The 26,762-nt window shown below is 62.3% G+C and carries 25 protein-coding genes; 7 read left to right on the top strand and 18 right to left on the bottom strand.

Translation table 11 applies throughout. The features are described from left to right. Positions 1–176: 176 nt before the first annotated feature. From NKI21_RS13580 to NKI21_RS13555, 6 genes are all read right to left on the bottom strand, one after another. Positions 177–542, bottom strand: a complete 366-nt coding sequence (locus tag NKI21_RS13580; protein WP_127294419.1) for a PRC-barrel domain-containing protein — start codon at positions 540–542, stop codon at positions 177–179. Positions 543–628: 86 nt separating this feature from the next. Then, positions 629–832 carry a dodecin family protein gene (locus tag NKI21_RS13575; RefSeq protein WP_127294417.1) on the bottom strand — a complete coding sequence of 68 codons (204 nt, stop codon included), beginning with the start codon at positions 830–832 and terminating at the stop codon, positions 629–631. Between the two features lie 96 nt (positions 833–928). Continuing rightward, a complete protein-coding gene (kdsA, locus tag NKI21_RS13570; protein ID WP_031213495.1) occupies positions 929–1,789 on the bottom strand; it encodes a 3-deoxy-8-phosphooctulonate synthase in 861 nt (286 codons plus the stop codon). After that, positions 1,786–2,676 (bottom strand): VOC family protein, encoded by an 891-nt coding sequence (locus NKI21_RS13565; RefSeq protein ID WP_352751068.1) that lies wholly within the window; start codon positions 2,674–2,676, stop codon positions 1,786–1,788. The genes kdsA and NKI21_RS13565 overlap by 4 nt, the downstream gene beginning before the upstream one ends. Before the next feature lie 113 nt (positions 2,677–2,789). Further along, on the bottom strand, positions 2,790–3,080 hold the full coding sequence (locus NKI21_RS13560; RefSeq protein WP_023812050.1) for a Dabb family protein: 291 nt from the start codon (positions 3,078–3,080) through the stop codon (positions 2,790–2,792). Positions 3,081–3,171: 91 nt separating this feature from the next. Continuing rightward, positions 3,172–3,306 (bottom strand): hypothetical protein, encoded by a 135-nt coding sequence (locus tag NKI21_RS13555; protein ID WP_023812051.1) that lies wholly within the window; start codon positions 3,304–3,306, stop codon positions 3,172–3,174. Between the two features lie 331 nt (positions 3,307–3,637). Here NKI21_RS13555 and NKI21_RS13550 point away from each other — a divergent pair, with 331 nt between their 5' ends. After that, complete coding sequence (locus tag NKI21_RS13550; RefSeq protein ID WP_128304513.1) at positions 3,638–4,894, top strand: SAM-dependent methyltransferase; 1,257 nt, start codon at positions 3,638–3,640, stop codon at positions 4,892–4,894. 85 nt (positions 4,895–4,979) lie between these two features. On the opposite strand, the gene NKI21_RS13545 is transcribed toward NKI21_RS13550, so the two are convergent. Both NKI21_RS13545 and NKI21_RS13540 read right to left on the bottom strand, forming a co-directional pair. Then, a complete protein-coding gene (locus NKI21_RS13545; RefSeq protein ID WP_352775232.1) occupies positions 4,980–6,959 on the bottom strand; it encodes a bifunctional 2',3'-cyclic-nucleotide 2'-phosphodiesterase/3'-nucleotidase in 1,980 nt (659 codons plus the stop codon). A 148-nt stretch (positions 6,960–7,107) separates the two neighbouring features. Then, positions 7,108–8,370: an NAD(P)/FAD-dependent oxidoreductase gene (locus NKI21_RS13540; protein WP_352775229.1), complete on the bottom strand. Its 1,263-nt coding sequence runs from the start codon at positions 8,368–8,370 to the stop codon at positions 7,108–7,110. 163 nt (positions 8,371–8,533) lie between these two features. Between NKI21_RS13540 and NKI21_RS13535 the strand changes: the two genes are divergently transcribed. Next, positions 8,534–9,187: a 5-formyltetrahydrofolate cyclo-ligase gene (locus tag NKI21_RS13535; protein WP_128304443.1), complete on the top strand. Its 654-nt coding sequence runs from the start codon at positions 8,534–8,536 to the stop codon at positions 9,185–9,187. A gap of 364 nt (positions 9,188–9,551) precedes the next feature. On the opposite strand, the gene NKI21_RS13530 is transcribed toward NKI21_RS13535, so the two are convergent. Continuing rightward, complete coding sequence (locus NKI21_RS13530; protein WP_023812056.1) at positions 9,552–10,025, bottom strand: Lrp/AsnC family transcriptional regulator; 474 nt, start codon at positions 10,023–10,025, stop codon at positions 9,552–9,554. 155 nt (positions 10,026–10,180) lie between these two features. Here NKI21_RS13530 and ald point away from each other — a divergent pair, with 155 nt between their 5' ends. Both ald and NKI21_RS13520 read left to right on the top strand, forming a co-directional pair. Further along, the gene (gene ald, locus NKI21_RS13525) at positions 10,181–11,296 is read left to right on the top strand and encodes an alanine dehydrogenase (protein WP_023812057.1); all 1,116 of its coding nucleotides are present in this window, start codon (positions 10,181–10,183) and stop codon (positions 11,294–11,296) included. A gap of 208 nt (positions 11,297–11,504) precedes the next feature. Further along, complete coding sequence (locus NKI21_RS13520) at positions 11,505–12,809, top strand: outer membrane protein (protein ID WP_352866041.1); 1,305 nt, start codon at positions 11,505–11,507, stop codon at positions 12,807–12,809. Between the two features lie 223 nt (positions 12,810–13,032). Here NKI21_RS13520 and NKI21_RS13515 read toward each other — a convergent pair whose 3' ends face one another. From NKI21_RS13515 to NKI21_RS13490, 6 genes are all read right to left on the bottom strand, one after another. After that, positions 13,033–13,500, bottom strand: a complete 468-nt coding sequence (locus tag NKI21_RS13515) for a DUF1203 domain-containing protein (RefSeq protein ID WP_023812059.1) — start codon at positions 13,498–13,500, stop codon at positions 13,033–13,035. 132 nt (positions 13,501–13,632) lie between these two features. Continuing rightward, on the bottom strand, positions 13,633–14,190 hold the full coding sequence (locus NKI21_RS13510; RefSeq protein ID WP_023812060.1) for an OmpA family protein: 558 nt from the start codon (positions 14,188–14,190) through the stop codon (positions 13,633–13,635). Between the two features lie 111 nt (positions 14,191–14,301). Beyond that, a complete protein-coding gene (locus tag NKI21_RS13505) occupies positions 14,302–14,865 on the bottom strand; it encodes a GNAT family N-acetyltransferase (protein ID WP_023812061.1) in 564 nt (187 codons plus the stop codon). A 5-nt stretch (positions 14,866–14,870) separates the two neighbouring features. Next, on the bottom strand, positions 14,871–15,722 hold the full coding sequence (gene sseA, locus NKI21_RS13500; RefSeq protein ID WP_023812062.1) for a 3-mercaptopyruvate sulfurtransferase: 852 nt from the start codon (positions 15,720–15,722) through the stop codon (positions 14,871–14,873). A 40-nt stretch (positions 15,723–15,762) separates the two neighbouring features. Then, positions 15,763–16,506 (bottom strand): alanyl-tRNA editing protein, encoded by a 744-nt coding sequence (locus tag NKI21_RS13495; RefSeq protein WP_352865923.1) that lies wholly within the window; start codon positions 16,504–16,506, stop codon positions 15,763–15,765. After that, positions 16,506–17,540, bottom strand: coding sequence for a cysteine synthase A (locus tag NKI21_RS13490; RefSeq protein WP_023812064.1), 1,035 nt, complete (start codon positions 17,538–17,540; stop codon positions 16,506–16,508). Before NKI21_RS13490 ends, NKI21_RS13495 begins: the two co-directional genes overlap by 1 nt. A 226-nt stretch (positions 17,541–17,766) precedes the next feature. Here NKI21_RS13490 and NKI21_RS13485 point away from each other — a divergent pair, with 226 nt between their 5' ends. Both NKI21_RS13485 and NKI21_RS13480 read left to right on the top strand, forming a co-directional pair. Further along, positions 17,767–18,588 carry an SDR family oxidoreductase gene (locus NKI21_RS13485; protein ID WP_023812065.1) on the top strand — a complete coding sequence of 274 codons (822 nt, stop codon included), beginning with the start codon at positions 17,767–17,769 and terminating at the stop codon, positions 18,586–18,588. A 78-nt stretch (positions 18,589–18,666) separates the two neighbouring features. Next, positions 18,667–19,641, top strand: coding sequence for an alpha/beta hydrolase (locus NKI21_RS13480; protein ID WP_352865919.1), 975 nt, complete (start codon positions 18,667–18,669; stop codon positions 19,639–19,641). A 101-nt stretch (positions 19,642–19,742) separates the two neighbouring features. Here NKI21_RS13480 and NKI21_RS13475 read toward each other — a convergent pair whose 3' ends face one another. Continuing rightward, positions 19,743–21,164: a DEAD/DEAH box helicase gene (locus NKI21_RS13475; RefSeq protein ID WP_352441547.1), complete on the bottom strand. Its 1,422-nt coding sequence runs from the start codon at positions 21,162–21,164 to the stop codon at positions 19,743–19,745. A 408-nt stretch (positions 21,165–21,572) separates the two neighbouring features. Between NKI21_RS13475 and NKI21_RS13470 the strand changes: the two genes are divergently transcribed. Then, positions 21,573–23,105, top strand: coding sequence for an acyl-CoA carboxylase subunit beta (locus NKI21_RS13470; RefSeq protein WP_352775222.1), 1,533 nt, complete (start codon positions 21,573–21,575; stop codon positions 23,103–23,105). Between the two features lie 43 nt (positions 23,106–23,148). Here NKI21_RS13470 and NKI21_RS13465 read toward each other — a convergent pair whose 3' ends face one another. Continuing rightward, complete coding sequence (locus tag NKI21_RS13465) at positions 23,149–25,152, bottom strand: hypothetical protein (RefSeq protein WP_352441548.1); 2,004 nt, start codon at positions 25,150–25,152, stop codon at positions 23,149–23,151. Then, positions 25,149–26,693: an NAD(P)H-hydrate dehydratase gene (locus NKI21_RS13460; protein WP_352441549.1), complete on the bottom strand. Its 1,545-nt coding sequence runs from the start codon at positions 26,691–26,693 to the stop codon at positions 25,149–25,151. Before NKI21_RS13460 ends, NKI21_RS13465 begins: the two co-directional genes overlap by 4 nt. Positions 26,694–26,762 lie beyond the last annotated feature (69 nt).

The raw sequence follows: 26,762 nt of genomic DNA, 5'->3' as shown, positions 1-26,762 counted from the left end.
TTTCGCCATGTCCCAGTTGAGTGGTATCGTGAGTCTGTTCCTGATCGCGGCGGCATTCCTGACGTCGTGCGACAATCAGCAGTCGCCGCCGAAGGCGATGGCCCCCTTATACGTCAGCGAATAAGCCAGAATCCAAAGCGGCCCCGCCTCTCGGTGGGGCCGCTTTGTGGTTGCTGTTAATGCCAGTAAGGCGTGACCTTGTAATAATTGTAGGATTCGTCGCGGGCCGCCTCACCATCCGCCCCGGTCAATTCGTTGATCGAATAGGCAGGTGCCGCCCTGAGTTGTTCCTTGGAAAACGGCACGACATACCCGCCTTTGTCCTCATCGTAGTCGAGGCTTGCCCACGGAATGGCGTGATATTTCTCGCCGATACCGAGGAAGCCGCCAAAACCGATGACCGCGAACATGATGCCGTTCGTCATCTTGTCAAGCATCACATCCTCGATGCTGCCGATGCTCGTGCCTTCGGTATTGTAGACCGATGTGCCGATGACCCGCGAAGCGGCGATGGCTTGGGTGTGACCTGTCTGGGTTGCCATGATTGTGCTCCTCATTGTGGTTTCGAACCATACTTGGACAATGAGGGGCGCGGGCGAAGGTTCCCGACTTTTTCGGCGTCGACCGTTCACTCCGCGAGGATGAAGGTAACCTTCATATTGACGCGATAAGCAACAATCTTGCCGTCTTGGACGACGATCTTCTGGTCCTGGATCCAGGCGCCCTCGACGTTCTTCAGGGTTTTGGATGCGCGCGCAATTCCCTGTTCGATGGCGTCCTGAAAGCTCTTGTTCGACGAGGATGTGATTTCGGTGACGCGGGCGACGGACATGGCTTCCTCCTGCCAAAACGCTTATTTGCCAGCCAAGCGTATAGCCGGCTCGTGCCTTCCACAAGCGCCGGCAGTCGGCGGAGTATGCGTCCGCCCTTAGAGGCCCTTGGCGATGCGGTCGAATGCCATCAGCCGCTCGAGCAGGGCCGGCATGTCCTTCAACGGGAGCATGTTCGGGCCGTCGGAAGAGGTCGAGTTGTCGGGATCCTGATGGGTCTCGATGAACACGCCGGCAACGCCGACAGCGACTGCAGCGCGCGCCAGCGTCTCGACAAAGCGGCGCTCGCCGCCCGAGGAACCACCCTGCCCGCCCGGTTGCTGCACCGAATGCGTGGCATCGAAGATCACCGGCGCGCCGATCTCGGCCATGATGGGCAGAGCGCGCATGTCGGACACCAGCGTGTTGTAGCCGAAGGACGCGCCGCGCTCGGTGGTCAGCACATTGGCATTGCCGGATCCGGTGATCTTGGCGACGACGTTCTTCATGTCCCAGGGGGCGAGGAACTGCCCCTTCTTCACATTGATAACCTTGCCGGTCCTGGCGGCGGCGACCAGCATGTCCGTCTGGCGCGACAGGAAAGCCGGAATCTGCAGGACATCGACATGCGGCGCGACGATCGCGCACTGCTCCTCGGTATGGACATCGGTCAGCACGGGGAGCGAAAATTCCTTGCGCAACTCGTCGAAGACGGGAAGGGCTGCGTCCATACCGGCACCGCGCGTCGCCGACAGCGAGGTGCGGTTGGCCTTGTCGTAGCTGGTCTTGTAGACGAGCCCTATGCCGAGCCTGCCGGTCAGTTCCTTCAGCGCGCCGGCCATATCGAAGGCGTGCTGGCGTGATTCAAACTGACAAGGGCCGGCGATCAGCGACAGAGCCGCCTTGTTGTCGAAGACGACATTGCCGACGGTTACCGACGAATTGGGCGCCATTGAATTGGACGCTTGCGGCTTGCTCATGGGATCTCCCGGAAGATGAAGGCCGCGCCCTGTCCGGGTGCAGGCCGCACGACGATATCATTGCCCGCTATATCGTGTTGGACGGAATTGGCTGCAAGCAGCCTCGATGTCACATCGGCGTTCCCAACCGAAAAGACCACCGCTGCGAAGCGTAGATCTGTCGGCGCGCCGGCAGGCAGGCCGAAGCGCGCGGTGAAAGCCGGGCCGTCAAGCACGCTCAAATCTGCATTCGGCAAGGGAAACCTGCCGCCCTGCCTGTCGGCGGCCGGATCGTCCACCGCCACGGAAATAAGCCCATGCTGCTTTCCGGGCGCATCGCTGATCGCCAAGATCTCGACAATTCCGGTCGCGCCGTTGGCGTGGGCCTGCAAAGCCGTACGGTCAACATCAGGCGCGTTGACGCGCTCGCAGGCAAACAGGAAGGCGTCCGTGGCTTCGGCTCCGGCCGCGAAGGCGAGCTTGAACGATGCGATGTCGCTTTTGCCGGCCGGGTCGGTGAAGGCGCGCGAAAAACCCAGCATGTCTCCCGCCGAGATGCCGGCACCGACATAGCGTGCATGGTCGGCGTCGGCATTGCCCGTGCCTAGAACAATGGCGGAAAATCCCTCGTCGCCGTTGCTGTCGCGATAGGCGCGATCACGCGTGACGAAGACATTGCCGTCTGCGATAGCCTTTGTCGCCACCTGTTCGTCGCCGACCGCGAGCGGTTCGAGATACGTGCCGTCGGCCAGGAAAACACAGCAGTTTTCCGTTCCGAAGGGATGGATGCCGGTCGGGGCCACGACGAAGCCAAGCGCGGTGAGCCGGGCTCGCGCAACCTCAAGGCTCTGCGTCGGCAGCACCAGGTGATCGAGCGGATGAGTGCCTGCGGCTGCGGTTTGGGTCATGCAGGCGCGATGTGCATCATTCCGCAAATCGGTTCAAGACTTGATCGCAATCCCGGCCAGTTCGCCCACGTCAGTTCACCGGACTTCGAAAAAGGCACCACCTGGACAAGGCATCAGCTTCCGGCAACGACATCGGCGGAATAGCGCAGTTCGCGCATCGGTTTGACCTTGCTGGTGGTCTGCGCATAGAGCGGGTGCGCCTTGTAGGCGGCCAGCGCGGCGTCGTCGGCGAACTCCGCATAGACGACCACGTCGACCTCATCGGACAGTGGATCGACCTTGGTGTTCAAGGTGACCTCGAAAAGGCTGGAATGAGGAATGTCGCCGAGCGCCAGCAAGCCGGTGCGCACAGCCTCGACATCCTCTTTTCGCCGCGCGCTGAAGAAAACGATATGCCGGATCAACCCCGCCTCCTCGATCAAAGTGCTGGGGTCTTTTGTGACGGCAGGACGTTGGCGTCAATCGACAAGGATGTCGCGGCTGCAGCCGCCGGAGCTAAACCTTGCCGGTAGCATATCGCACAATGCGGCTAAGTTCTCTCACCGTGGTGTCGAGATACCGGCCCTGATTGTACATGCCGTCCCAGATCAGGAAAAACGCGATGGCGGCAATGACGATTACATAACGCATGGCTAAATCTATCGCACAAGGAATTCTGCGGCCATAGGCGTTTTTTAACGCGCTGCGCCTTGGCTGTGCAAAGGCACAGATGCCCGCCGGCGCGAGCAATCTGCTTGGCACAGCCCCGGTTGCAGCCTGCCCCTTGAAGTTTCCCCGCATGACGTGGAAGATTGTCGCACGGATTCACCGGGAAGCGCTGAAGCTCTGGTAGGGTGCGCGCACTTCATTCGAGCCCGCTCGCCGACGAACCGGTCGCGGCGGCGTTCGAAGCTGGCGAATGATCCAAGAGAACCGTGGCCCGGCAATTTGCGCCGACACCGCGGAAATCCAGGGGCATGAGATGGCGCAAAAGGAACATTTTGGCGTAGCATTGAGCGACGCGGTCAGGCTCGATGAATTCAATTTCGCGGAGATCGTGAAAGGTCTTCCAGCGAAAGCGCGCATGGTGCTGTCGGCGGCGATGAACCTGCCGCGCGGTTCGCTCAAGGTCAGGCTGCCGGACGGCCGTGCCGTCCTCGTCGGCGGCAAGGGACCTGGCCCAGATGCCGAACTGGTGTTGAAGAATTGGCGCTTGCCGGGCCGCGCCTTTTCCGGCGGCACGATCGGCGTTGCCGAATCCTATATGGACGGCGATTGGGAAAGCCCTGATGTGACCAGCTTCCTGGAGCTGTTCGTGGTCAATTCGGTCATCGGCGAGCGTATCGCGGGCGGCACCAGTTGGCTGATCAACACCGTCCAGCGCATCCGCCACTGGTTCAACCAGAACACGCGCACCGGTTCGAAACGCAATATCTCCGCGCATTACGACCTCGGCAACGCCTTCTACAAGGAATGGCTCGATCCGAGCATGACCTATTCTTCGGCGCTCTACACGACCGGTGCCAACGACCTGGAAGGCGCCCAGGCCGCCAAATATCGCGCTCTGGCGAAGGATACAGGGATCGGTCCGAAGGACCATGTGCTGGAAATCGGCTGCGGCTGGGGTGGCTTCGCCGAATTCGCGGCGCGCGAGATCGGCTGCCGCGTGACCGGGCTGACGATCAGCCGCGAGCAGCACGATTTTGCCACGGCTCGCATCGCCAAGGCTGGCCTTGCCGACAAGGTCGACATCAAGCTGCAGGATTATCGCGACGAAACCGGCACCTATGACCGCATCGCCTCGATCGAGATGTTCGAGGCGGTCGGCGAGAAATACTGGCCGGTGTTTTTCGGCAAGATGAAGGCCTGCCTGAGGCCTGGGGGCACTGCCGGCCTGCAGATCATCACCATCAACGAAGCCGCCTACGACACCTATCGCGCAAGGCCGGATTTCATCCAGCGCTACGTCTTCCCGGGCGGCATGCTGCCGACACCGTCGATCCTGAAGGCACTGGGCAAGGATCATGGCCTCGCCCACCTGCGCGAGCGCGTCTTTCCCGACGACTACGCGCGCACGCTCGCCGAATGGCGCCACCGGTTCCGGGCGTCATGGGAGAAGATCGTTCCGCTCGGCTTCGACGACCGCTTCAAGAAGCTCTGGGAGTTCTACCTGCACTATTGCGAAGCCGGCTTCCGCGCCAGCTACATCGACGTGCGCCAGGTGGTCTACAAGGCGTAAATCGACACGCTCTTCGATTTTCATTGCCGCTGACCAAGCGATGTCGAGCACGATCTCGACATGGCCGCGCGGTCGCCGTCACCCTTCAAAGCAGGATGCGGTATTTCGCGAATCCTGCCTCGCCCTCGCCCGCCGGCTCGATCTTCAGCGATTTCACCTGCGCAATGAAATCCTTGGCCTTGGGGCCGGTTTCGAACACGGCGCTGGCTCCAGGCAGCGGTGCGAACGACCAGTTGTCGTCCGCCGACGGATTGATCGTGCCCTCGCTGACGATATAGCGGACGATGACGTCGCGATTGGTGTCCGGTGCTTCGTAGATGATCTTCGAGGCATTGATGTCGGGGAAATTGCCGCCGCCACCAGCCCGGTAATTGTTGGTCGCGATGACGAATTTCTGTTTGGGATCAATTGGTTTTCCATCGAAACTCAGGTCGACGATGCGATTGGCGCCAGCGTTGGCCAGCCCGCCCTTGGCATCGTATTTCGACGGCTGCGACAGATCGATCTTGTAGGTGACGCCGTCGATGACGTCGAAATTGTAGGACGGAAAATCGGTGTTGATGAGGGTCTGGTCGGCCTTATCAGGCTCGATCCGGTTGAAGATGCCGGCCGACATTTCAAGCCATTCCTTGACCTGCGCACCGGTGATTTCGACCGCACGCACGGTGTTGGGATAGAGGTAGAGGTCGGCAACATTCTTGATGGCGATGTCGCCTGCCGGCACGTCGGTATAGTAGTCGGCGCCGTTGCGCCCGCCGGCCTTGAAGGGAGCGGCGGCCGACAGCAGCGGCACGTCCTTCCATTGCGTGTTCTTGAGAATATCCTTGAGGTACCAGGTCTGCGCCTGGCTGACGACCTGCACCGACGGATCGTCGGCGACCAGCGCGAAATAGGAATAGAGCGGCGCGGAGGTCTTGCCGACAGGGCGGCGCACATAGGCCAGTGTCGCCTGGTGGTCCTGTTCGAGGGCCGCGATGATGCGCTTGTCGTCCGGGACAGTCGGCTTGTTCTTGTTGTCGACGCGTTCGAAGATCGGCCGCGCCTCGGAAGTGGCTGAAACGACCTTCCATTTCGACCCGTCACGTTCCAGCATCAGGTCGACCAGCCCCATATGCGAGCCCCAGAAGCCGCCCATGACGGCGGGCTTGCCCTGCAGCGTGCCTTTCTGCGTGTCGACACCATCGAGCGACTGGAAATCCTTCTTGCCGGGGAACACCAGATGCTGGTGACCGGTGAACACCGCATCGATGCCGTCGACACCGGCGACGAAGAACGAGGCGTTCTCCATCATCTCGCCCTGCTTCACATCGATGCCGGAATGCGAGAGCGCAATGACGATGTCGGCGCCCTCCTCCTTCATCTGCGGCACCCAGGCCTTGGCCGCCTCGACGATGTCGCGCGTCTTGACGTTGCCTTCCAGGTTCTTGAGATCCCAAACCATGATCTGCGGCGGCACGAAGCCGATAATGCCGATCCTGATCGGCTGCTCGGCGCCCGCGCCGTCCTTTATCTTCTTGTCGAGGATGACATAGGGCTTGAGATAGAGCTTGTCGTCGCGCGGGTTAGCGGCAAGCTCGGTCCCGCGGATCAAATTGGCGCAGACGAAGGGAAAATTGGCACCGGCCAGCACCTTGTCCAGGAACGACAGGCCGTAGTTGAACTCGTGGTTGCCCAGTGTCGAGCACTCGTAGCCGAGCAGGTTCATGCCTTTCATGACCGGATGCAGGTCGCCGTCCTTCAGCCCCTTCTCATAGGCGATGTAGTCGCCCATCGGGTTGCCCTGCAGCAGGTCGCCATTGTCGATCAGCATCGAATTCACGGCTTCCTTGCGCACAGCATCGATGAGAGACGCCGTGCGCGACAGACCCAGCGTGTCGTTCGCTTTGTCGGCGTAGTAATCGTAAGGCAGCACGTTCACATGGATGTCGGTGGTTTCCATGATCCGAAGATGGGCCTGGTTGCCTTGAGCGCGGGCGGAGAACGGATGCAGCATGATCAGTGCCCCTGCGGCGGCGGCACCCGCAAGGAGATCGCGGCGGGATACGGGATGGAGCAGTTGCGACATGTTTTCTCCTCGACAACCTGACAAAGCCCTGCCCCGAAGCGAACTTCGCTCTGAAACCTGCTTAAGTCCATTCAACAAGTCGCGCGCATGAAGCCGTCAGTCCATCAGCAACAGATTGACGTGCGCATGAACGATCGGGGCGAAGAAATCAGCCCTTGTCGTCGCCCTGGGTGATCAGCCGCGCGCTACGTTGCCCCGTCGCGTAGATCCATAGCCAGCTCAGCGAAACCGCAAGCCGGTTGCGAAAGCCGATCAGGAAATAGATGTGCGCCACTCCCCACAGCCACCAGGCGAGCCAGCCGGTGAGCTTGATCCAGCCGAAATCGATGGCAGCGGCGCGTTTGCCGATCGTCGCCAGATCGCCGGCATGCCTGTAGTGGAAAGGACGCGCGGTCGTGTCGCCGCCGAGCCTGGCCTTGATGGTGGCCGCAACATGTCGGCCCTCCTGTTTGGCGGAAGGCGCCACGCCGGGAACCGGCCGCCCGTCCGGCCGCAGCACATGAGCGGCGTCGCCGATGACAAAGATCTCCGGGCTGCCGGGCACGCTGAGGTCAGGCTCGACCAGCACCCTGCCCGCGCGGTCCGCCTTCGCTCCCAGCCATTCAGCGGCTGGCGAAGCGGCAACGCCGGCTGCCCACAGGATCGTTCGGGCTGCCAGTTGCTTATCGCCAAACACAACACCTTCGGCGTCGCAGCGCGTGACGGCCCGGCCGAGCTCGACCGTCACGCCGAGCCGCTCGAGCGCTTTGCTGGCATAGTCGGAAAGTTTCAGTGCGAAATTGGCCAGAATGCGGTCGCCGGCCTCGATCAGCACCACGCGCGTCTGCCGCGTGTCGATGTTGCGGAATTCGCCGCGCAGCGTGTCATGCGCCAGCTCGACGATGGTGCCGGCAAGCTCGACGCCGGTCGGTCCGCCGCCGACGATCGCAATGGTCAGCAACGCCTGGCGTTTGGCGGGATCGGTCTCCCGCTCGGCCTGTTCGAAGGCCAGGAGAATGCGGCGCCGAATGGTGGTGGCGTCCTCCAACGTCTTCAGGCCAGGTGCGAACGGTTCCCATTCGTCATGGCCGAAATAGGCGTGGCGGGCACCGGTGGCGAGCACCAGCGTGTCGTAGGCGACCGCGCTGCCGTCATCGAGCAGCACGCGCTTGCCGGCGCGGTCGACACCGGTGACATTGGCGAGCAGCGTCGTCACATCCTTGCGCTTGCGCAGGAGGTGGCGGATCGGCCAGGCAATCTCGGAAGTGGCCAGCGCCGTCGTCGCCACCTGGTAGAGCAGCGGCTGGAAGAGGTGATGGTTGCGCTTGTCGATCATGGTGATACGGACCGGCGCGCCAGCAAGTGCACGGGTGAACTCGAGGCCGCCGAAACCCGCGCCGACAACGACGACATGATGCCTAGCTTCGTTCATTTCGTTCACCCCGATAGCAAGATTGCCTGTCCTGGATGTAGGTATTTTTGTGCAATGCAACAACAGATGGACAGTGCCCGAGACTCGTCGTTGCATGTCGTGAATGCACATGTTGTATCGTATCGCGAGGTATAGCGTCATCGAACACGCGATGAGGTGAGGCATGGCCAACGATCGTGACGACGATGCTCCGGCGCAATATTCTTCGCCGCCCTGTTTCATGCACGAACTCGATCCGCAATTCCGTGCGCCTTCGAGCGACTGGACCGATGTGAGACGCTGGCGCAAAGCCGAGCGCGAACGCCTGATCGCCGCGCGTCTTGCTGTTTCGGCCGACGCCCGAACGGTAATGTCGCAAAGCATTGCGGAAAGCCTCGACGCGATGATCGGCGAGATCGCCGGGCGCATGGTCAGTCTCTATTGGCCGTTTCGTGGCGAGCCGGATTTGCGGCCTTGGATGGCGTCCATAAACGAACGCGGCGGCCGCACCGCCCTGCCCATCGTCATCGAGAAGGGGCAGCCGCTGATCTTCCGCGTCTACAAAGCGGGCGACCGGCTGGAGAAAGGTGTCTGGAACATCCCGATCCCGGCCGAGGGCGATCCGGTGCTGCCGGACATCGTCATCTCGCCGATCGTCGGCATCGATCCCCAGAACTACCGCCTGGGGTATGGCGGCGGTTTCTTCGACCGTACGCTGGCAGCGATGCCGTTCAAGCCGCTGGTCATCGGCGTCGGCTACGAATTGCAGCGCATCGCGACCATCTACCCGCAGCCGCACGATATCCCGATGGATCGGGTGGTAACGGCGGTCAGCTAGCCCAGGCCCCACAGGGTGGTTAGCGGCCTGTCAGCAGCCAGGTTGTCATGGTTCGTCTCGATGGATCGCAGAGGCATTCGGGATTGACCCAAGGCACCCACCTTCGTCATCCACGGGCGAAGCAGGAGCGAAGCTCCGTCGCGGAGACCCGAGGATCCATGCCGTGACCTTGACCAAGGAATGCAGCCGAGCAGAACTCTGCACCGTAGTGACGCTTTGAAGTCGCGGCATGGATCCTCGGGTCTGCGCTGCGTCGCTACACTCCTTGCTCCGCCCGTGGATGACGAAGTGACGCCCGTTTCCGCAAATCGAAGGCAGGTGGTTTGTCTATGCAGCGACCCGTCAGAACTTCTGTGTCGAGGAACTAGGCCATCTCCGGCTTCATGCCCATGGCCGTACGGTCGACGATCTCACGCAAGGCGAACGACGAATTGATCTTGGTCACATGCGGCATCGCCGACAGCCATTCCTTGTGGATTCGCTCATAGTCGACGAGATCCTTGGCCGCGATCCTCAGGATGTAGTCATATTCGCCCGACATCAGATGGCAGGACAGCACGTTCGGGCAGCGTTTGATCGCCGCCTCGAAATCCGACAGAGTCTTCTCGAACTGTCCCGACAGCGATATGTGCACGATCGCCGTCATCTGGTGGCCAAGTGCTGTATTGGAAAGCCGGGCATGATAGCCACGGATGGTTCCGGATTTCTCCAGATTGTCGAGCCGGCGCGAACAGGCCGACTGCGATAGGCCGACCTTTTCGGCAAGTGCCGCGTTGGGTATCCTGCCATCCTTCTGCAATGCCTCAAGAATGGCGATATCAATCCTGTCGAGCGTCATTATTCGTGAATCCTGCGAATATCTTGTTATTTCGCGCAACGATTATCGAAACCGGCCGATTGGCGCAAGCGCATTCGCAAACACCTGCGCAACGATTCGTGGTTCACTCCATCCATACAGGGAACGAGCCCAAAGGGCCGGATCAGGAGAAGAAAATGCGCGTCGGCTGCCCCAAGGAAATCAAGAACCACGAATACCGCGTCGGCCTCACTCCCGGCTCGGTCCGCGAATATGTCGCCCATGGCCACGAAGTGCTGGTCGAGACCGGCGCCGGGGCCGGCATCGGCGCCGATGACAACGCCTATCGCGCCGCCGGCGCCACGATTGCCAAGACGGCCGCCGAGGTGTTCGCCAGGTCGGACATGATCGTCAAGGTCAAGGAACCGCAGCCCAGCGAATGGGCGCAGCTTCGCGAAGGCCAGATCCTGTACACCTACCTCCACCTGGCGCCGGATCCGGAGCAGACCAAGGGCCTGCTTGCGTCCGGCGTGACGGCAATCGCCTACGAGACTGTGACCGACGACCGTGGCGGCCTGCCGCTGCTGGCGCCGATGTCGGAAGTTGCCGGACGTCTGTCGATCCAGGCCGGTGCCACGGCGCTGCAGAAGGCCAATGGCGGCCGCGGTGTGCTGCTGGGTGGCGTGCCCGGCGTGCTGCCCGGCAAGGTCACCGTGCTCGGCGGTGGCGTCGTCGGCCTGCACGCGGCCAGGATGGCGGCCGGCCTTGGCGCCGACGTCACCATCATCGACCGCTCGATCCCGCGCCTGCGCCAGCTCGACGACCTCTTCGCCGGCCGCGTCCACACCCGTTACTCGACTGTCGAGGCGCTGGAGGAAGAGTGCTTTTCGGCAGACATCGTCGTCGGCGCGGTGCTGATCCCGGGTGCCGCGGCGCCAAAACTGGTTTCGCGCGAAATGCTGTCGGGCATGAAGAAAGGCTCGGTGCTGGTCGACGTCGCCATCGACCAGGGCGGCTGCTTCGAGACTTCGCACGCCACCACTCATGCCGAGCCGACCTATGAGGTCGACGGCGTCATCCACTATTGCGTCGCCAACATGCCGGGTGCCGTGCCGGTCACTTCGGCCCACGCGCTCAACAACGCGACGCTGCACTATGGCCTGCAGCTTGCCGACAAGGGCCTGAAGGCGCTGGTCGACGATCATCACCTGCGCAACGGCCTCAATGTCCATAAAGGCAAGATCACCAACCGGGCAGTCGCCGAGGCGCTCGGCTACGAACTGGTCGAGCCGAAAGCCGTTCTTGCCGCCTGATTTTTCGCGAAAACAGCTCCTTTCAATCCAGCCCGCCGGTTCCAAGCCGGCGGTTTTTTTTCTTGCGAGCCTGTTTTTCAGGCAAAGCTTGGTGTCGAACCACGTGACGCAACGGCACTTTGCTCATCATTGTTGCATATTTGTCATTCCCGTACCGGCCGACTCCCTGCTAGAGACATTCTGGGTTTATTCATTGGGGTACGGGCATATGTTCATTCGCACATCCGCGAAATCTTTTCTTCTTGGTGCTATTTCTGCTGTAGCTTTGATGTCTGCTGCTCATGCAGCTGACGTCGTGCAACCGGTAGAAGCTGCCGGCTTTAACTGGAGCGGCCTCTACGTTGGTTTTGGCGTCGGTGCCGGTGCCAACGTACACAAGCTCGGCAGCGATTTTATTCCAATCTCGCTGAACGGCATTGGTGGCGAAGGCGTCTATGGTGAGCTGACGGTTGGCTATGACTATATGGTCTCGCCCCGGTTCCTCATCGGAGGTCTGCTGGACGCTCACGTCGGCAACATCGGGACCACGCTGGACATTACGGGGTTCGACGCTTCGATCAAGGAAACCTACGGTTTCGACGCTGGCCTGCGTCTCGGCTACCTCTTGACGCCGAACACTCTGGGTTACGTGCTGGGTGGCTATTCCTGGCAGAAGTACAAGCTCGATACGAACGCCGGCTTCGACTTTGATTGGGATCAAAGCGGGTATTTTGTCGGAGGTGGCATCGAAACGGCCATCAACAGCAATTGGACGATCAAGACTGAGTATCGCTATACGCGCTTCGGGACCAAGGACGATCTTCTTTCCGACGCTGGCCTTGTCGGAGTTCCGGACGGTCTCCTCAATCTTGACACCTCGCGCCATACCTTCCAGATCGCAGCCAATTACCGTTTCGGTGCGCAGAACGGCGGCGGTGCTGCCTTCGAGACGCCAGCCTACAACTGGACCGGCTTCTACATCGGCGGCGCTGGTGGCGCCGGTGCATCCGTGCATCAGATCAACGTTCCGCCGCTCGGCGACCTGGAATTCAATGGTCTCGGTGGCGAAGGTGCCTTTGGTGAACTGAACGTCGGCTACGATCATGACTTCGGCAGCTGGGTCGCAGGCGTCATGGTCGATGCACGCTACTCCGGCATGACTTCCGAACTGGAGCTCGGCGGCGGATCGATCAACGTCGATACCGACTATGGGTTCGATGTGTTGGGCCGCGTCGGCATGAAGATGAACGAATCGACCCTTGCCTATGCGCTTGCCGGCTATAGCTGGCAGCATTTCGATCTGAACGCTTCCGATCCGATCGGCGACATTCTCGACTGGGGTTCCAGCGGTTTCTCGGTTGGTGGCGGCCTTGAAACGGCTCTGTCCAGCAACGTTACCGTCGGTCTCGAATATCGCTATTCGCAGTTCGCCAAGAAGGACTTTTCTTCGGAATTCGGCGCACCTGACGACACCCTTACCGCGACTTCCTCTTTCCACACCGTGGGTCTCGGCGCGAAGTACAAGTTCAACTAAAAGGCCCTCCAGCCAAACAGTTGCAGCCCGTCGGCCATGCCGGCGGGCTTTTTTGTTGCGCGGAATACCCCCGCGCAACAAAAAAGCGGAGCCAAAGCCCCGCTTCCTCGATGTCGAGATTTACCGCCGGTTCATCCGTGGTCGGCAAATCGATCGACAATGGCTTTCTATCGCGAATATGCGACGGGAGTACGACAACTGTTTCCAGGGGCTAATCTCAGCCTCAAGCGCGCTCGATGCGGCACTGGTAGCAATTGTTGCGCGCCGAACGGACATGGACGTAGGCGATCTCGTCGCGTTCGAACAGCGTCTCGGCCCGTGCAGCAATTGCCGTGGTCGGGATGACGCCGCCGCTGCCATAGACGATACGATCATCCCTGCCATAGCCGCGCACGATGTAGTCAGGGCTATCGAGAACCTCGGGCAGCGCCCCGCTCTCAGCGGCACCATCGCATTCCTCGGCATGCAGGAAGATCGGCCCGGTTTCGGCATAGGGCTGAAGCCCCGGGAATGGCCTGTATGCCAGAACAAGGTAGGCGTCGCCGGCTCCTATGTTCTTCAAGCAATGACGGCAAGGCATGCCGTCACCGTCGGAGATCTTTCGCTCGGGCATTTGGCCATAAGCATCGATGCCACCGCGCTGCAACGTCCTGACATCTTCGGTCGGCAAAGCTTTGAACTGGATGGTCATGGAAAAATCTCCGGCGTCGTGACTGGAAATTATGTCCTTGAACCCTCGCCGCCCACCCGATTCCTGCCAAATGTCGAAGAGCCGGTCGCCCCTCGGCGATCGGCTCTCATCAAGTCCCGTCGGAGCTGCGGCTCAACGGATGAAATCGTCGAAGCGGCGCAGCGTCACCCGGCGATTCTGCCAGTTTTCGGTCTGCGTCTGCACCAGCAAAAACTCCTCGCCATAGCCGACTGTCTCGAGAGCATGACCCGGCACGCCGAATTCGCGCACCAGCGTGCGCTTCAGCGAAGCGGCGCGCTGTTCGGACAGGGCCTGGTTCGACTGGAAGGAGCCGACGGCGTCGGTATGGCCCTCGATCAGCACGCGGGCGCCGCGATCGCGGCGCAGGATGCGCCGCAGCGCGTCGGCAATGGTCTCGATCTTGTCGTATTGCGAACTGGAAATGGCCGCCGAACCGAAGGCGAAGTTGATCGACTGGATATCGATCGAGCGGGCCATGCGGCGCAAATCCGGGCGCCGCTTGAATTCGCGGATGGTGACGCGCTCGTTCGGCCGCAATTTCACACGCGGCGCCGCCTCGAGCTTCCGCTCGATCGTCGCGGCCGAAGGCGTTGTCGCCTGGGCTGCGGCCAGGCTTGGCATGGCAATTGCCGCGATCAGCGCGGCGGCAAGTGTACGGCGGGTCAGCATGTCTTCGTCTCCTTCGGCCTTGGCCGCATTGATGGTGCCGGCAACATGCCAAAAACAGCCTGAAGGGCCGATGAACGACGGGTTCAGATTCGAGCTGGTATTAGCTTCCGGCTAGGGCCGCATGACGCTGGCCGCGCGCTCGGTGAAAGGCAGCGGATGGACGATTTCCCTCTTTTGCGCCACCGGTGCGAAGCCGAGCTTCTGGTAGAGCGGCAGAGCCGCCGGATGATCGAGCGTGCAGGTCTGCACCGTCACCCGCTTCGGCCCATGCGACCATGCGGCGGCGATCGCGGAGCCCAGGAACCAGCGGCCGATGCCTTGCCCGGTCGCATGTTCCATCATGCCGAAATAGGCGAGCTCGACTTCTTCCGGCAGATGCGGCTTGAGGTCAAAGAAGCCGGCGGGGGCGCCATCGAGGTAGAGCACCCTGATGTCGCGGTCCTCGCGATGGATGCCGGCCGAAAGCTCGTCGTCATCCAGTCTCAGCACATTGACCCAGTGCCATTTGCGCCCCACCCGGTCCATCAGATAGCGGTAGAAATGCAGCGGAATGTCCTTGGTCTTCAGCAGCGCGACCTGACGGTTATACGGCACAGGCGGCGAATAGGCCGGCGGCACATGCATCTCGAGGAACGTCACCGTGACGTCAATGTCTTCCAGCGTGCCGTTTTCCATCGTCTTCATTCCTTGCCGGTCACCACAGGCGTGTCGGAAAGCCCGCCCCACTCCGTCCAGGAGCCGTCGTAAAGCCTGTTGTTCGTATGGCCAAGCGTTTCCAGCGCCAGCGTCACCACCGCCGCGGTAATACCGGAGCCGCATGAAGTGACGACAGGTTTCGACAGATCGATGCCGGCCTCCTCGATCACCTTGCGCAGGCGGTCCTTCGACAACAGCTCGCCATTTTCCGACAGCGCCGAATAGGGCAGATTGCGCGCGCCAGGCATATGGCCGGAGCGGATACCCGCGCGCGGCTCAGGTTCAGTGCCGGTGAACCGGCCCGGCCCCCGGGCGTCGGCGATCTGGCTTGCCCTGGTGTCGACGATCCGGCGCATGTCGGCGAGGCTGGCGACGCGCCCGGGGTCGAAATCGGCATGAAACACGCTTGGCGCGATCTTGGTCGGCTCAGCCGTCACCGGCCTGCCGGCGGCTTTCCAGCCATCGAAGCCGCCATCCAGAATATAGGTCTGGAAGACGCCCATCACCCGGAACATCCACCACGCCCGGGGCGCCGAGAAGAAACCCGGACCATCATAGACGACGATGGTGTCATCGGCCGAAACACCCATGGCGCCGACATACTGGGCAAAATGCTGCGGCGACGGCAAGGTATGCGGCAGGGGCGAATCCGGGTCCGAAACGGCATCCTGATCGAGAAATCGTGCGCCCGGGATGTGGGCCGACTCATACTCGCCGCGCGCATCGCGCTTCTGCGCCGGGAGATACCAGGATGCGTCGATGATCGTCAGGCCCGGCTCGCCGAGACGTTGCTGCAGCCAGTCTGCGTCGACGGTGAAGGGGCTGTCCTCGGCCATTTTGTTCTCCTGCTCGCTTTTTTGGCGATCACTGTCCTGTTCAGTTTGCCGACATCGGCCCAAAGCGGATGCGGAAGCGCCGGTTCTCGCGGCCCTTCTTCTCGATCTTGCCGATGTGGATTTCGCCGACTTCGCCGGTGCTCTTTACATGGGTGCCGCCGCAGGGCTGGCTGTCCACCGAGGCGTTGTCGCCGATACAGACCAGGCGGATCTTGCCGGTGCCGACCGGCGGCCGAACGTTCTTGGATTTCACTAGGCCGGGATTGGCAGCCAGATCCTCGTCACTGATCAGCCTGACAAAGATCGGATGATCGGCCCGCACCAGGTCCATCAGCCCGGCAGTGACGTCCTCCTTGGTGAAGCCGGCATCCGGAGCGTCGAAATCGACACGGCTGTCGTCCTCGGAAACCGAGGCACCGGTGATCGGGAACGGGCAGACGACGGTGAGCAGGTGGCAAGCCGCGTGCATGCGCATCAAGAGATGCCGCCGCTCCCAGTCGATGGCCAGCCTCACCGCCTCGCCGGGCTGCGGAACCGCCTGCTCCGGCGCCGGCACATGGATGATCTCGTCCTTGGTCTCACCGGTGAGGGTGGCGGCAATGGCGATGCGGCTACCATCGCCGCGTTCGAGATATCCGGTGTCACCCGGCTGGCCACCCGAAGTGGCGTAGAAGATCGTCCGGTCGAGGATGATACCGCCGCGATCGTTCACAGCAACGACTGTCGCCTCCGCCGTCCGCAGATAGGCATCGTCGCGAAACAGGGCGTCCGTCCTGTTTGCCATCACGCGACCTTTTCGAACGGCACCGGAATTGTGCTCTTCAGCTCCATCCAGCCTGGCACCGGCAGCTGCTTCTCGCGCAGGAATTCCGGGTTGAACAGTTTTGATTGATAGCGCGTGCCGTAATCGCAAAGGATGGTCACGATGGTGTGGCCGGGGCCTAATTCCCTGGCCAGACGGATCGCGCCGGCAATGTTGATGCCGGTCGAGCCGCCGACGCAAAGGCCTTCTTCCTGGATCAGGTCGAAGACGATCGGCAGCGCATCCTCATCGGGGATCTGGAATGAAAAATCCGGCGTGAACCCTTCGAGATTGGCGGTGATTCGCCCCTGCCCGATGCCTTCGGTGATCGAGCTGCCTTCGGACTTCAGCTCGCCGCTGGTGTAGAAAGAATAGAGCGCGGCCCCCAGCGGATCGGCGAGCGCGATCTTCACATCCCGGCTTTTGGCTTTCAGTCCGGAGGCGACGCCGGCCAGCGTGCCGCCCGAACCGACCGCCGAGACAAAGCCGTCGACCTTGCCGCCGGTCTGGTTCCAGATTTCCTCCGCCGTGGTGCGGATATGGCCGTCACGGTTGGCGACATTGTCGAACTGGTTGGCCCAGATGGCGCCGTTCGGTTCTGTCTTTGCCAGTTGCTCGGCCAACCGCCCCGACAGTTTCACGTAATTGTTGGGATTCCTGTAGGGCACGGCCGGCACTTCGATCAGTTCGGCGCCGAGCAGTTTGATCGTGTCCTTCTTCTCCTGGCTCTGTGTGTCCGGGATGACGATGACGGTGCGATAGCCGAGCGCCTTGGCGACCAACGTCAGCCCGATGCCGGTATTGCCCGCCGTTCCCTCGACGATCACACCGCCGGGCTTCAGCAGCCCGCGCTTCTCGGCGTCGCGGATGATGAACAGGCCCGCGCGATCCTTGACCGACTGGCCCGGATTCATGAATTCGGCCTTGCCCAGGATCTCGCAACCGGTTTGTTCCGAAGCTTTGTTGAGGCGGATCAGAGGCGTGTTGCCGATCGCGTCGATCACAGAACGGGGCATTCAGGATTCCTTGTGTAGGTGCGCCGAAACCCTAGAAACCCGAAGCTGCGGTTTCAAGGCAAGAATTTGTCTGGTCCAGTCGCATTTGCAGTGCTGTTGTTGCGTCGGCGCTTCCCGAGGCTGGCCTCTTGCGCCACTGTTCATTTCCGGCTGACGTTGAAAAGCGGCTTTTCATTCGATTTCTTCACCGCTAGAGCAAAGCACCAACAAGTCGACAGGGCGCAGCATGACACTCTACCGGGCTAACCCGAAGCACGGCGTCGCCTGGATCACGGGCGGCTCAAGCGGCATCGGCCGTGCGCTGGCCAGGGATCTTGCTTCCCAGGGCTATGCCGTCGCGGTGACGGCGCTTGACGACGATCCGATCGACACGCTTGTCGTCGAGACCGCGCAGATGCCGGGCAGTGTCACGGCCTTTCCTTGCGATGTCACCGACGAGCCGCGCATGGCAAGAACCGTCGCCGCGATCGAGAAGGAACTCGGTCCCATCGTGCTCGCCATCTTCAATGCAGGGAACTACATTTCGACGCCGGGGGAGAATCTTGTCGTCAACGACTTTCGGCGGTCCTTCGAGGTCAATTATTTCGGCATCATCAACGGCCTCGTGCCCGCGGTCGAACGCATGCGTGTGCGGGCGCGCGGCCATGTCGTGCTGGTCGGCTCGGTGACATCCTATTTCGGCTGGCCGACAACGGCCGCCTATGGCGGCACCAAGGCGGCCATCAACATTCTGGCCGAGTCGCTGAAGTATGATTTCGACAAGATGAACGTGCGTATCCAGGTGTTCAATCCCGGCTTCATCGACACCCCGCTGACCGAGAAGAACATGCTGCCCATGCCGGGACTGATGCCGGTCAGCCGCGCATCGCGCCGCATGGCGCGGGGCATCAAGTCGGGCGGCTTCGAAGTCCATTTCCCGCGCCGGACCAGCTGGCCCCTGAAACTGCTCGGCCTGCTGCCGAGGCCGCTGTGCAGAGGGTTTATCAGCCTGATGACCAGTTGGAAGGCGCGGCCGCTGCATTACGACCGCAAGCCCCCGATCGAATAGGACGCCGGCGAAATTGGCAGGCTCACCGTTTCGGGCCGCCGTCGCCATGGTTGAGGCAAGTGCTGCGTGGAGTCTGCGATGGGGCGACGGATCGTGCTTGCTGTGCTGGGCCTTATCGCCATTCTCGCACTGGCCTTCGTGCTCGGCCCGCGCGTTCGCGTCGACACCACTATCCGTTTCGATCCCTCGCTCATCGCTGACGATCCGCAGGCCTATGTGGCAAAGGCGGAAGCCGCCATCCCCGGAATCCGTGACGGGCTGGAAAAAGAGATCGTCTGGGCCGATCCGTTGGTGCATGCCACGACCCCGCTGTCGATCGTCTACATCCACGGCTTTTCCGCATCGAAGGGCGAAATCCGCTCGCTGCCCGACGAAGTGGCGGAACAGCTTGACGCCAATCTCTTCTACACACGCCTTACCGGTCACGGGCAGGATGGCGCGGCGATGACGCAAGGCAGCATCAACGCCTGGATCAACGACTATGAGGAAGCACTCGCCATTGGCCGGGCGATCGGCGACAAGGTGATCGTCATCTCGACTTCGACCGGCGGCTCGCTGGCGGTCTGGGCGGCAACGCAGTCCGGTGCATCGGACGGGGTGGCGGCGATCGCGTTCATCTCGCCGAATTTCGGCGTCAAGGCTTCGGGCGCCGAGATCCTGACCATGCCGTGGGGCAAACAGATCGCCAGGCTGGTCGCCGGCAAGGAACACAGCTTCGTGCCGCGCAACGCGCTGCATGAAAAATTCTGGACCACCCGCTATCCGATCGAAGCAACCTTGCCGATGCAGGCGCTGACCGAGCTTGCCTATGGCGCGCCGGTGGAGAAGGCGACCATCCCTGCTTTGTTCATCTTTTCTGATTCGGACAAAGTGGTGTGGGCCGACCGCACCCGCGAGATTGCCGGGCGCTGGGGTGCGCCGCATGAACTGGTTTCGGTCGACGACACCGGCGACCCGGACAATCACGTCATTGCCGGCGACGCGCTGTCGCCATCGACCACGGCGTTTCTGGCGCAAAGGATCGCCGTCTGGATCGAAGCGGTGGTGAAGTAGGCGGACGAAAAAGGCGACCGAAGCATCGCTTCAGCCGCCCTTTCCTTGGTCTGTCCCGGCAATCAGCCAGCCTGAGCTTGACTGACTACAACGCTGGCTACTTACGCAGCCCGCGCCGCCGGGCGCTTGCCGCCGAAGCGGCGCTTGTTGTTGCCCTTGAAGGCCGGCTTGGCGCCATCCGGCTTGCGCTCGCCGGCGAAGGCCGGCTTGTCGCCGAAGCGCTTCTTGCCAAAGCCGTTGCCCTTGTTCTCGCCACCGGGCCGCCTGCCGTCGCGACGCCCATTGCGGTCGTTGCGGTCATTGGCCGGCTCGAAGCGCTCGTTCTTTTCAGCCGGATTGCGCAGCGGATCGGGGCTGCCGAGATGGTCGGCAACGATCGGCAGCTTGGTACGGATGATGCGCTCGACTTGGCGCAGCTTGCTGTTTTCCGAAGGATCGCAAAGCGTGATCGCGATGCCGTCCATGCCGTTGCGGCCGGTACGGCCGATGCGGTGGACGTAGCTCTCGGCTTCATCAGGCAGGTCGAAATTCACGACATGGCTGATGCCGGGCACGTCGATGCCGCGCGCCGCGATGTCGGTCGCCACCAGAATGCGCACCGAACCGTCGCGGAAATCGTTCAGCGCTTTCTGGCGGGCGTTCTGCGACTTGTTGCCGTGGATGACGGCGGCCTTGAAGCCGTCGCGCTCAAGGTCCTTGGTCACCCTGTCGGCACCATGCTTGGTGCGCGAAAAGATGATGACAGACTTCATCGCCTCGTCGGCGAGCATCGTCGACAACACCTGGCGCTTCTGCTTGGTGCGGGCAAAGACGACGCCCTGCACGATCTCGGCCGCCGCCGTGCTTTGCGGCGCGACTTCGACACGAATCGGGTTCTTCAGCAGGCCCTTGGCCAGTTCGGCGATTTCATTGGGCATGGTCGCCGAGAACAGCACCGTCTGACGGTCGGGCGCGGTCGCCTTGGCGATGCGCTTGACGTCGTTGATGAAGCCCATGTCGAGCATGCGGTCGCCTTCGTCCAGCACCAGCCATTTGGTGTCGGCAAGCACGAGGTCGCCCTCACGCACCAGGTCGGTCAACCGGCCGGGCGTGGCGATTAGGATGTCGACGCCGGGAGCAACCTTCTTCACCTGGCTGAAGCGGGACACGCCGCCGAGCACGAGCGCGGTCGAGACATGCGCGCCCTTGGCGAGGATCTTGATCGTGTCTTCGATCTGCACGGCGAGTTCGCGCGTCGGCGCCAGAATCAGCGCACGTGCCGTCTTCGGCCGGCGCTTGGTGCCAAGCGCAATGATCTTCGACAGAATCGGCAGCGCGAAGGCCGCAGTCTTGCCGGAGCCGGTCTGGGCGATGCCGAAAATGTCACGGCCTTCCATCTGCGGCGGGATCGCCTGTGCCTGGATCGGCTTCGGCTCGGCGAAGCCGGCGTTGTGGGTGGCCTTGAGCAGCGCGCCCGTAATACCCAGTGCCGCGAAACCCGTGAGTTCCGCAGCGCTACCGGGCAAAGTGTTTTCGTTGGTCAAAATAATCTTCTTTCACGCGGCTTCTGGCCGCAAACACCGATGGCGGCAGGGCGCAACCTGCCGTCGAAAAATCTGTGATGAACGACAAGGCGGGCGGACGGGTTCGTCCACTCGGCTGCGCTGTCGTGCCCGCAGGCATCATGCCACGGGGCTTTTTCGCCGCTTTGTGATTTACCGGAAAAAGGGCCGATATACCGGAAAGAGGGAAAACAGACGCAACCAGTCTCATTCGTCGAGAAGGCCGGATTCGTTCCCGGCCCAAGCGCCTATGGGCTGCATATGGCTGAGTTCGCCCTCAATTGCAAGGGGCTTCATGTTGCAGCGCAGCAAAGCCCGTGGCGCAAGCGCCGCTTGCGCTCGCTTGCCGGCACGATTACGACGAAATGCCGCTGGCTTGGGAGGTAATCGATGAAAGACGTTCTCAAGGAACTCGAGCGCCGCCGCGAGATCGCCCGCATGGGCGGTGGCCCGGTCCGCATCGATGCCCAGCACAAGAAGGGCAAGCTCACCGCGCGCGAACGCATCGAGGTGTTTCTCGACGAGGGCTCGTTCGAGGAATTCGACATGTATGTCGAGCACCGCTCGACCGACTTCGGCATGGAGAACACCAAGATCGCCGGCGACGGCGTCGTCACCGGCTGGGGCACCGTCAACGGCCGCCCGGTCTACCTCTTCGCCAAGGACTTTACCGTATTCGGCGGCTCGCTGTCGGAAGCGCATGCCGAGAAGGTCATCAAGGTGCAGGAGATGGCGCTGCGCAACCGGGCGCCGATCATCGGCCTCTACGATGCCGGCGGGGCGCGCATCCAGGAAGGCGTCGCAGCACTCGGCGGCTATGCCGAGATCTTTCAGCGCAACGTGCTGGCCTCCGGGGTCATTCCGCAGATTTCCGTCATCATGGGACCGTGCGCCGGCGGCGACGTCTATTCGCCTGCGATGACCGACTTCATCTTCATGGTGCGCGACACTTCCTACATGTTCGTCACCGGGCCGGATGTGGTGAAGACGGTGACCAACGAAACGGTGACCGCCGAGAGCCTCGGCGGCGCCTCCGTCCACACGACGAAATCGTCGATCGCCGACGGCGCCTATGACAATGACGTCGAGGCGCTGCTGCAGATGCGCCGGCTGGTCGACCTGTTGCCGGCTTCCAACACATCGGAGCTTCCCGAGATCGAATGCTACCAGTCGGTCACCGACCATGATTTGTCGCTCGACCGGCTGATTCCCGACAACGCCAACAAGCCCTACGACATCAAGGAACTGATCATGAAAGTTGTCGACGAAGGCGACTTCTTCGAGATCCAGCAGAACTTCGCCAAGAACATCGTCACCGGGTTCGGGCGCGTCGAGGGCCGCACCGTCGGCTTCGTCGCCAACCAGCCAATGGTATTGGCCGGCGTGCTCGATTCCGACGCCAGCCGCAAGGCGGCCCGTTTCGTGCGCTTCTGCGATTGTTTTTCGATCCCGATCGTCACCTTCGTCGATGTCCCCGGCTTCCTGCCGGGTACGGCGCAGGAATATGGCGGGCTGATCAAGCATGGCGCGAAACTCCTGTTCGCCTATGCCGAGGCCACCGTGCCGAAGATCACCGTCATCACCCGCAAAGCCTATGGCGGCGCCTATGACGTGATGGCGTCAAAGCATCTGCGCGGCGACATGAACTACGCCTGGCCGACCGCGCAGATCGCGGTGATGGGCGCCAGGGGAGCGGTCGAGATCATCTACCGCAAGGACATCGGCGACGCGGAAAAAATCGCGGCCCACACAAAGGCTTACGAGGATCGCTTCCTGTCGCCTTTCGTCGCTGCCGAACGCGGCTATGTCGACGAGGTGATCATGCCGCACTCGACCCGCCGCCGCATCGCGCGCGCGCTGCGCATGCTGCGCAACAAGGACATGCAGAACCCCTGGAAGAAGCACGACAACATCCCGCTGTGAGGCGTGGCTGGGCATCTATCCGAGGAGGTAACCGTCGGGCAGCTCACTCCTCTTCCGCCGCACCAAACCCCGCTCCCATCGTGGCACGGACAGGGCTGCCCCATGGCGTTGCGTGGTTGTCGATGCGCATCTGGAAGATGAAATAAGTCGGCGAGCAGAAGCCGATGCCTTTCACTTTGCCGATGCCCGGCGTGTCCGGCGGCAGCGACTGGCACATATAGTCCTCGCGGCAGAAATGATCGGCCGAACAGGCCGGCCGGTTGCCGCGATTGACGGCGCCGCCAAGACATTGGTCGAAATTATTGGTGGCTACGCAGATATCGAATTTCTTGCCGCCGACCAGCCCGCAGATCTCGTGCGGCAGAGGCTTGCCGACTTTGAAGGCGGCAAATGTACGGTCCTTGTCGTTGCAGCCGCGATAGGCAATCCCGGCGGGCACGCCGATCTTCGGCGGCCGGCAGGTGTAAGCGGTGCGCGAGACGTCAGGCGCGAAGGCCGCGAACTGGCCTGATATGCTGTAGCGGTCGTTGAAAGGCTGCGCCGCGTTGCTGGCGATCGAGCCGGTCAGGCAGGGATGGCCGGAAAACATTTTTTCGCTGTCCTTGGGCAGCAGGCATTGCGCCAGTTTCGTGTGCACGCCCGAAGCGGTGGCCAGCGGCGTGCAGATGGTATCACTGCTGCACTGCCAAGTCGCGCCGAAGCGGGTCGCATCTTCCTGCATCAGGCACGGCATGGCCATCTCCGCCGGCGCGTAATCGACCGCGCCGGCGTTCGTCCAGACCGCCGGCGGCGCAAAGGAGAGCGGACGGAAGCGGTTCGGCTGCTTGCCTTCGGCCGTGGCGGCCAGCCACGCCTGGCGCCGCGGGATCTCGGCATGAAGATGCGGCGAAACCCCGACCTCGATGCGGTTCAACGGCGATGTCGTCTTGTCGTCTAGCCCGATGAAATGGAAACCGGCGGTCGAACCGGCCTGATGGCACCCCTGGCAGGCGCCATTGTCCAATCGTTCGACCAGCGCTTCCGGCGTGCGCACGAGTTTCAGCGCGGAATAATCGAGCGATGCGAATTCCTCAGGTCGGAATAATTGCGTAAACGGGTGATTGGCCTGCCGCGCACTGCCGAAGGTCGACCATGAAATAATCTTTCTGGCCAGGAACTCGTCGGGAATTTCATAAACGCCTTCATCGACCGCCGGCAGATTGGCGCCGACATAGGCGGCAAGCCGTGCTTTCAGCGCCGCGTCCTGCGAGAGCCGTGCGGTGTCGGGCGTGTTCTCCAGCGGCTTCTCGCTGATAGCAGCGCCATCGATGCCGAATACCCGCATGAGATAGGCGGCTTGGCCACCGAACTCGGTTTCCTGTCCGGAGGGGAAGCGCACCACCTGCGCGTTGAGCTCCAGCTGCTTGAAGGTCAGCCCGGCCTTCTCCAGCGGCCCGCCGGTCAGCCAGCCGGCATCGACGCTCTCGTCAAGCTGTGGCGTCCAGCGTCCGGCAGTACCGACGCAGCCGCCGTCGGCATCGGGCGCGGCGCTGTAGACGGCATTGAAATTGAACGGCAGGCGCGATGCCAGCAGCTTGCCGTTCTTGCGAAAACTGTAGGCCAGGCGGTAGACGAAGCGCACCTCGCCGCAGTTCCTGTCGCCTTGCAGCCGCGTGAAATCGCGACGGTCGAGCCGGTTGACGATGCCGACCAACCGGAGGCGCGCGGCATCGGTCTTCAGCCAGCGCATGTCCATGATGCGGCCGACATTGCCGTCGGTTATCTCGTAGAGCGGCCGCCCACCGGCTTTCATCTCGGCGCGCAATGCCGCAACATCAGAGGCAACGATGTCGACGATGGCGTGATAGGCGGGTGCCTCGTCGTAAAGCGTCTTTAGACCGTCCTCGCCGTCGACGCCGAAAACGTCGACGAAGCCGAAACCCTTGGCATCGAGTGCGGCGAGCACCGCCGGATCGTCGACGATGATCAAAGGGCCCTCGGCGCGCGCCGTCGACGCCACGAAGACGGCAAAGACTGTGGCAAGCAGCAGAGCCAGGGCGCGGTTCATGGAACAGCCATGCGCGCGTCGAAGAGTTCACGCAACACCGGCAGCAGCGCCAGCGGCAGATCCTCGGCGATCAAGCCGGGTCCGAACCGGCTGCCGGCTTCGGCATGCAGCCACACCGCCGCGCAGGTGCCCTCCAAGGGCGGCATGCCTTGTGCGAGCAAACCGGCAATGATGCCCGACAGCACGTCGCCTGACCCGGCTGTGGCCAGCCACGGTGCACCGTTGGAGTTGATCGCCGCTTTGCCATCGGGCGCTGCTATGACCGTGTCGGCGCCCTTGTAGACGATGACGGCATTGGCCCGCGCTGCGGCCGCCCGCGCCTTGTCCAATTTCGACATGGTTTTGTCCCCGGCGATATCTGGGAACAAGCGGCCGAATTCACCCTCATGCGGCGTGATCACCAACGCTGGCGCGTTCAGGTGACGGGCGGCTTCGAACAGCGACTGCGGCTGATGGGCCATAGATGTAATGGCGTCAGCATCAAGCACGATCGCTCCTCCGTGGTTTGCGGTTTGCGATGCGCGTGCACCCTCCGCCAAGGTCTTGATCAGTTGCAGGGCGAAATCGCCGACCTTGGGCTTTGGCCCGAGCCCCGGTCCAAACACCAGCGCCTCGGGATGGCGCGCCGTCAGAAATTCCTGCACCTCCTCAAGTGACCCCGCCTCTCGCAGCATGATCGAGGTCAGGTGTGTCGCGTTCACCTGCATGGCATTGCCAGGCGACAGCACGGTGACCGCCCCTGCCCCGCATCTAGCGGCGGCCATCGCCGACAGCCGCGCCGCGCCGGTAGCACTGGGACCGCCGGAAAAGACGCCGACATGGCCGCGCTTGTATTTGTGCGCATCGACCGCCGGCAGGGGAAATTCCCGCAACCACAGGTCCGGCACATTCTCGAAGGTCGAGACAGCGAGCTGGGCGATGATGCCGTCATCGATGCCGATATCGGCGAGCACGATTTCACCGCATTGCCCGCGCCCCGGCAGCAGCAAGTGGCCGGGCTTTTTCCGCGCGAAGGTGACGGTGACCTCGGCACGAAACGCCCTGCCCAATATTTCGCCGCTGGCACCTGAGACGCCCGACGGCAGGTCGATCGCGACCACAGGCAGGCGCAGGGCTGTCACGGTATCGACGGCCTTCGCGGCATCGCCGGAAAGCGGCTTGGACAGCCCTGCCCCATAGAGCGCGTCGATCACGATCGAGCCGAACTCGGCGTCGAAATCGGACAGCGGCCGGGACTTGATCAGTGATTCCGCGGCGGCGAGCGCCGCATCGCTTTCCGGCCTCGGCGCTCCGGATGACCAGATCGTTGTGCCGACGCCGCTGCCGGCCAGGAGGCGGGCGACGACATAGCCATCGCCGCCGTTGTTGCCGGGCCCGCACAGCACATGGATGTGCTTTGCCGAGGGATAGCGCTTGAGAACCTCGGCCGCGACCGCTTCGCCCGCGCGCCGCATCAGGCTGATTCCATCGGCCGGACCGGCCGCGATCGTCAGCCGATCAGCCGCGGTCATTTCGGCGGGGACAAGAAGTTCGTTGCTCATGGATTGCCGATCCGCATGCTATCAAGCATTGTCCAATTTCGATCCTAAGCAAACAAGGGGGAGTTGCCG

The sequence above is a fragment of the Mesorhizobium sp. M0715 genome (assembly GCF_040320355.1).
GTDB lineage: Bacteria > Pseudomonadota > Alphaproteobacteria > Rhizobiales > Rhizobiaceae > Mesorhizobium.
This window is presented reverse-complemented; position numbering and strand designations above follow the sequence as displayed.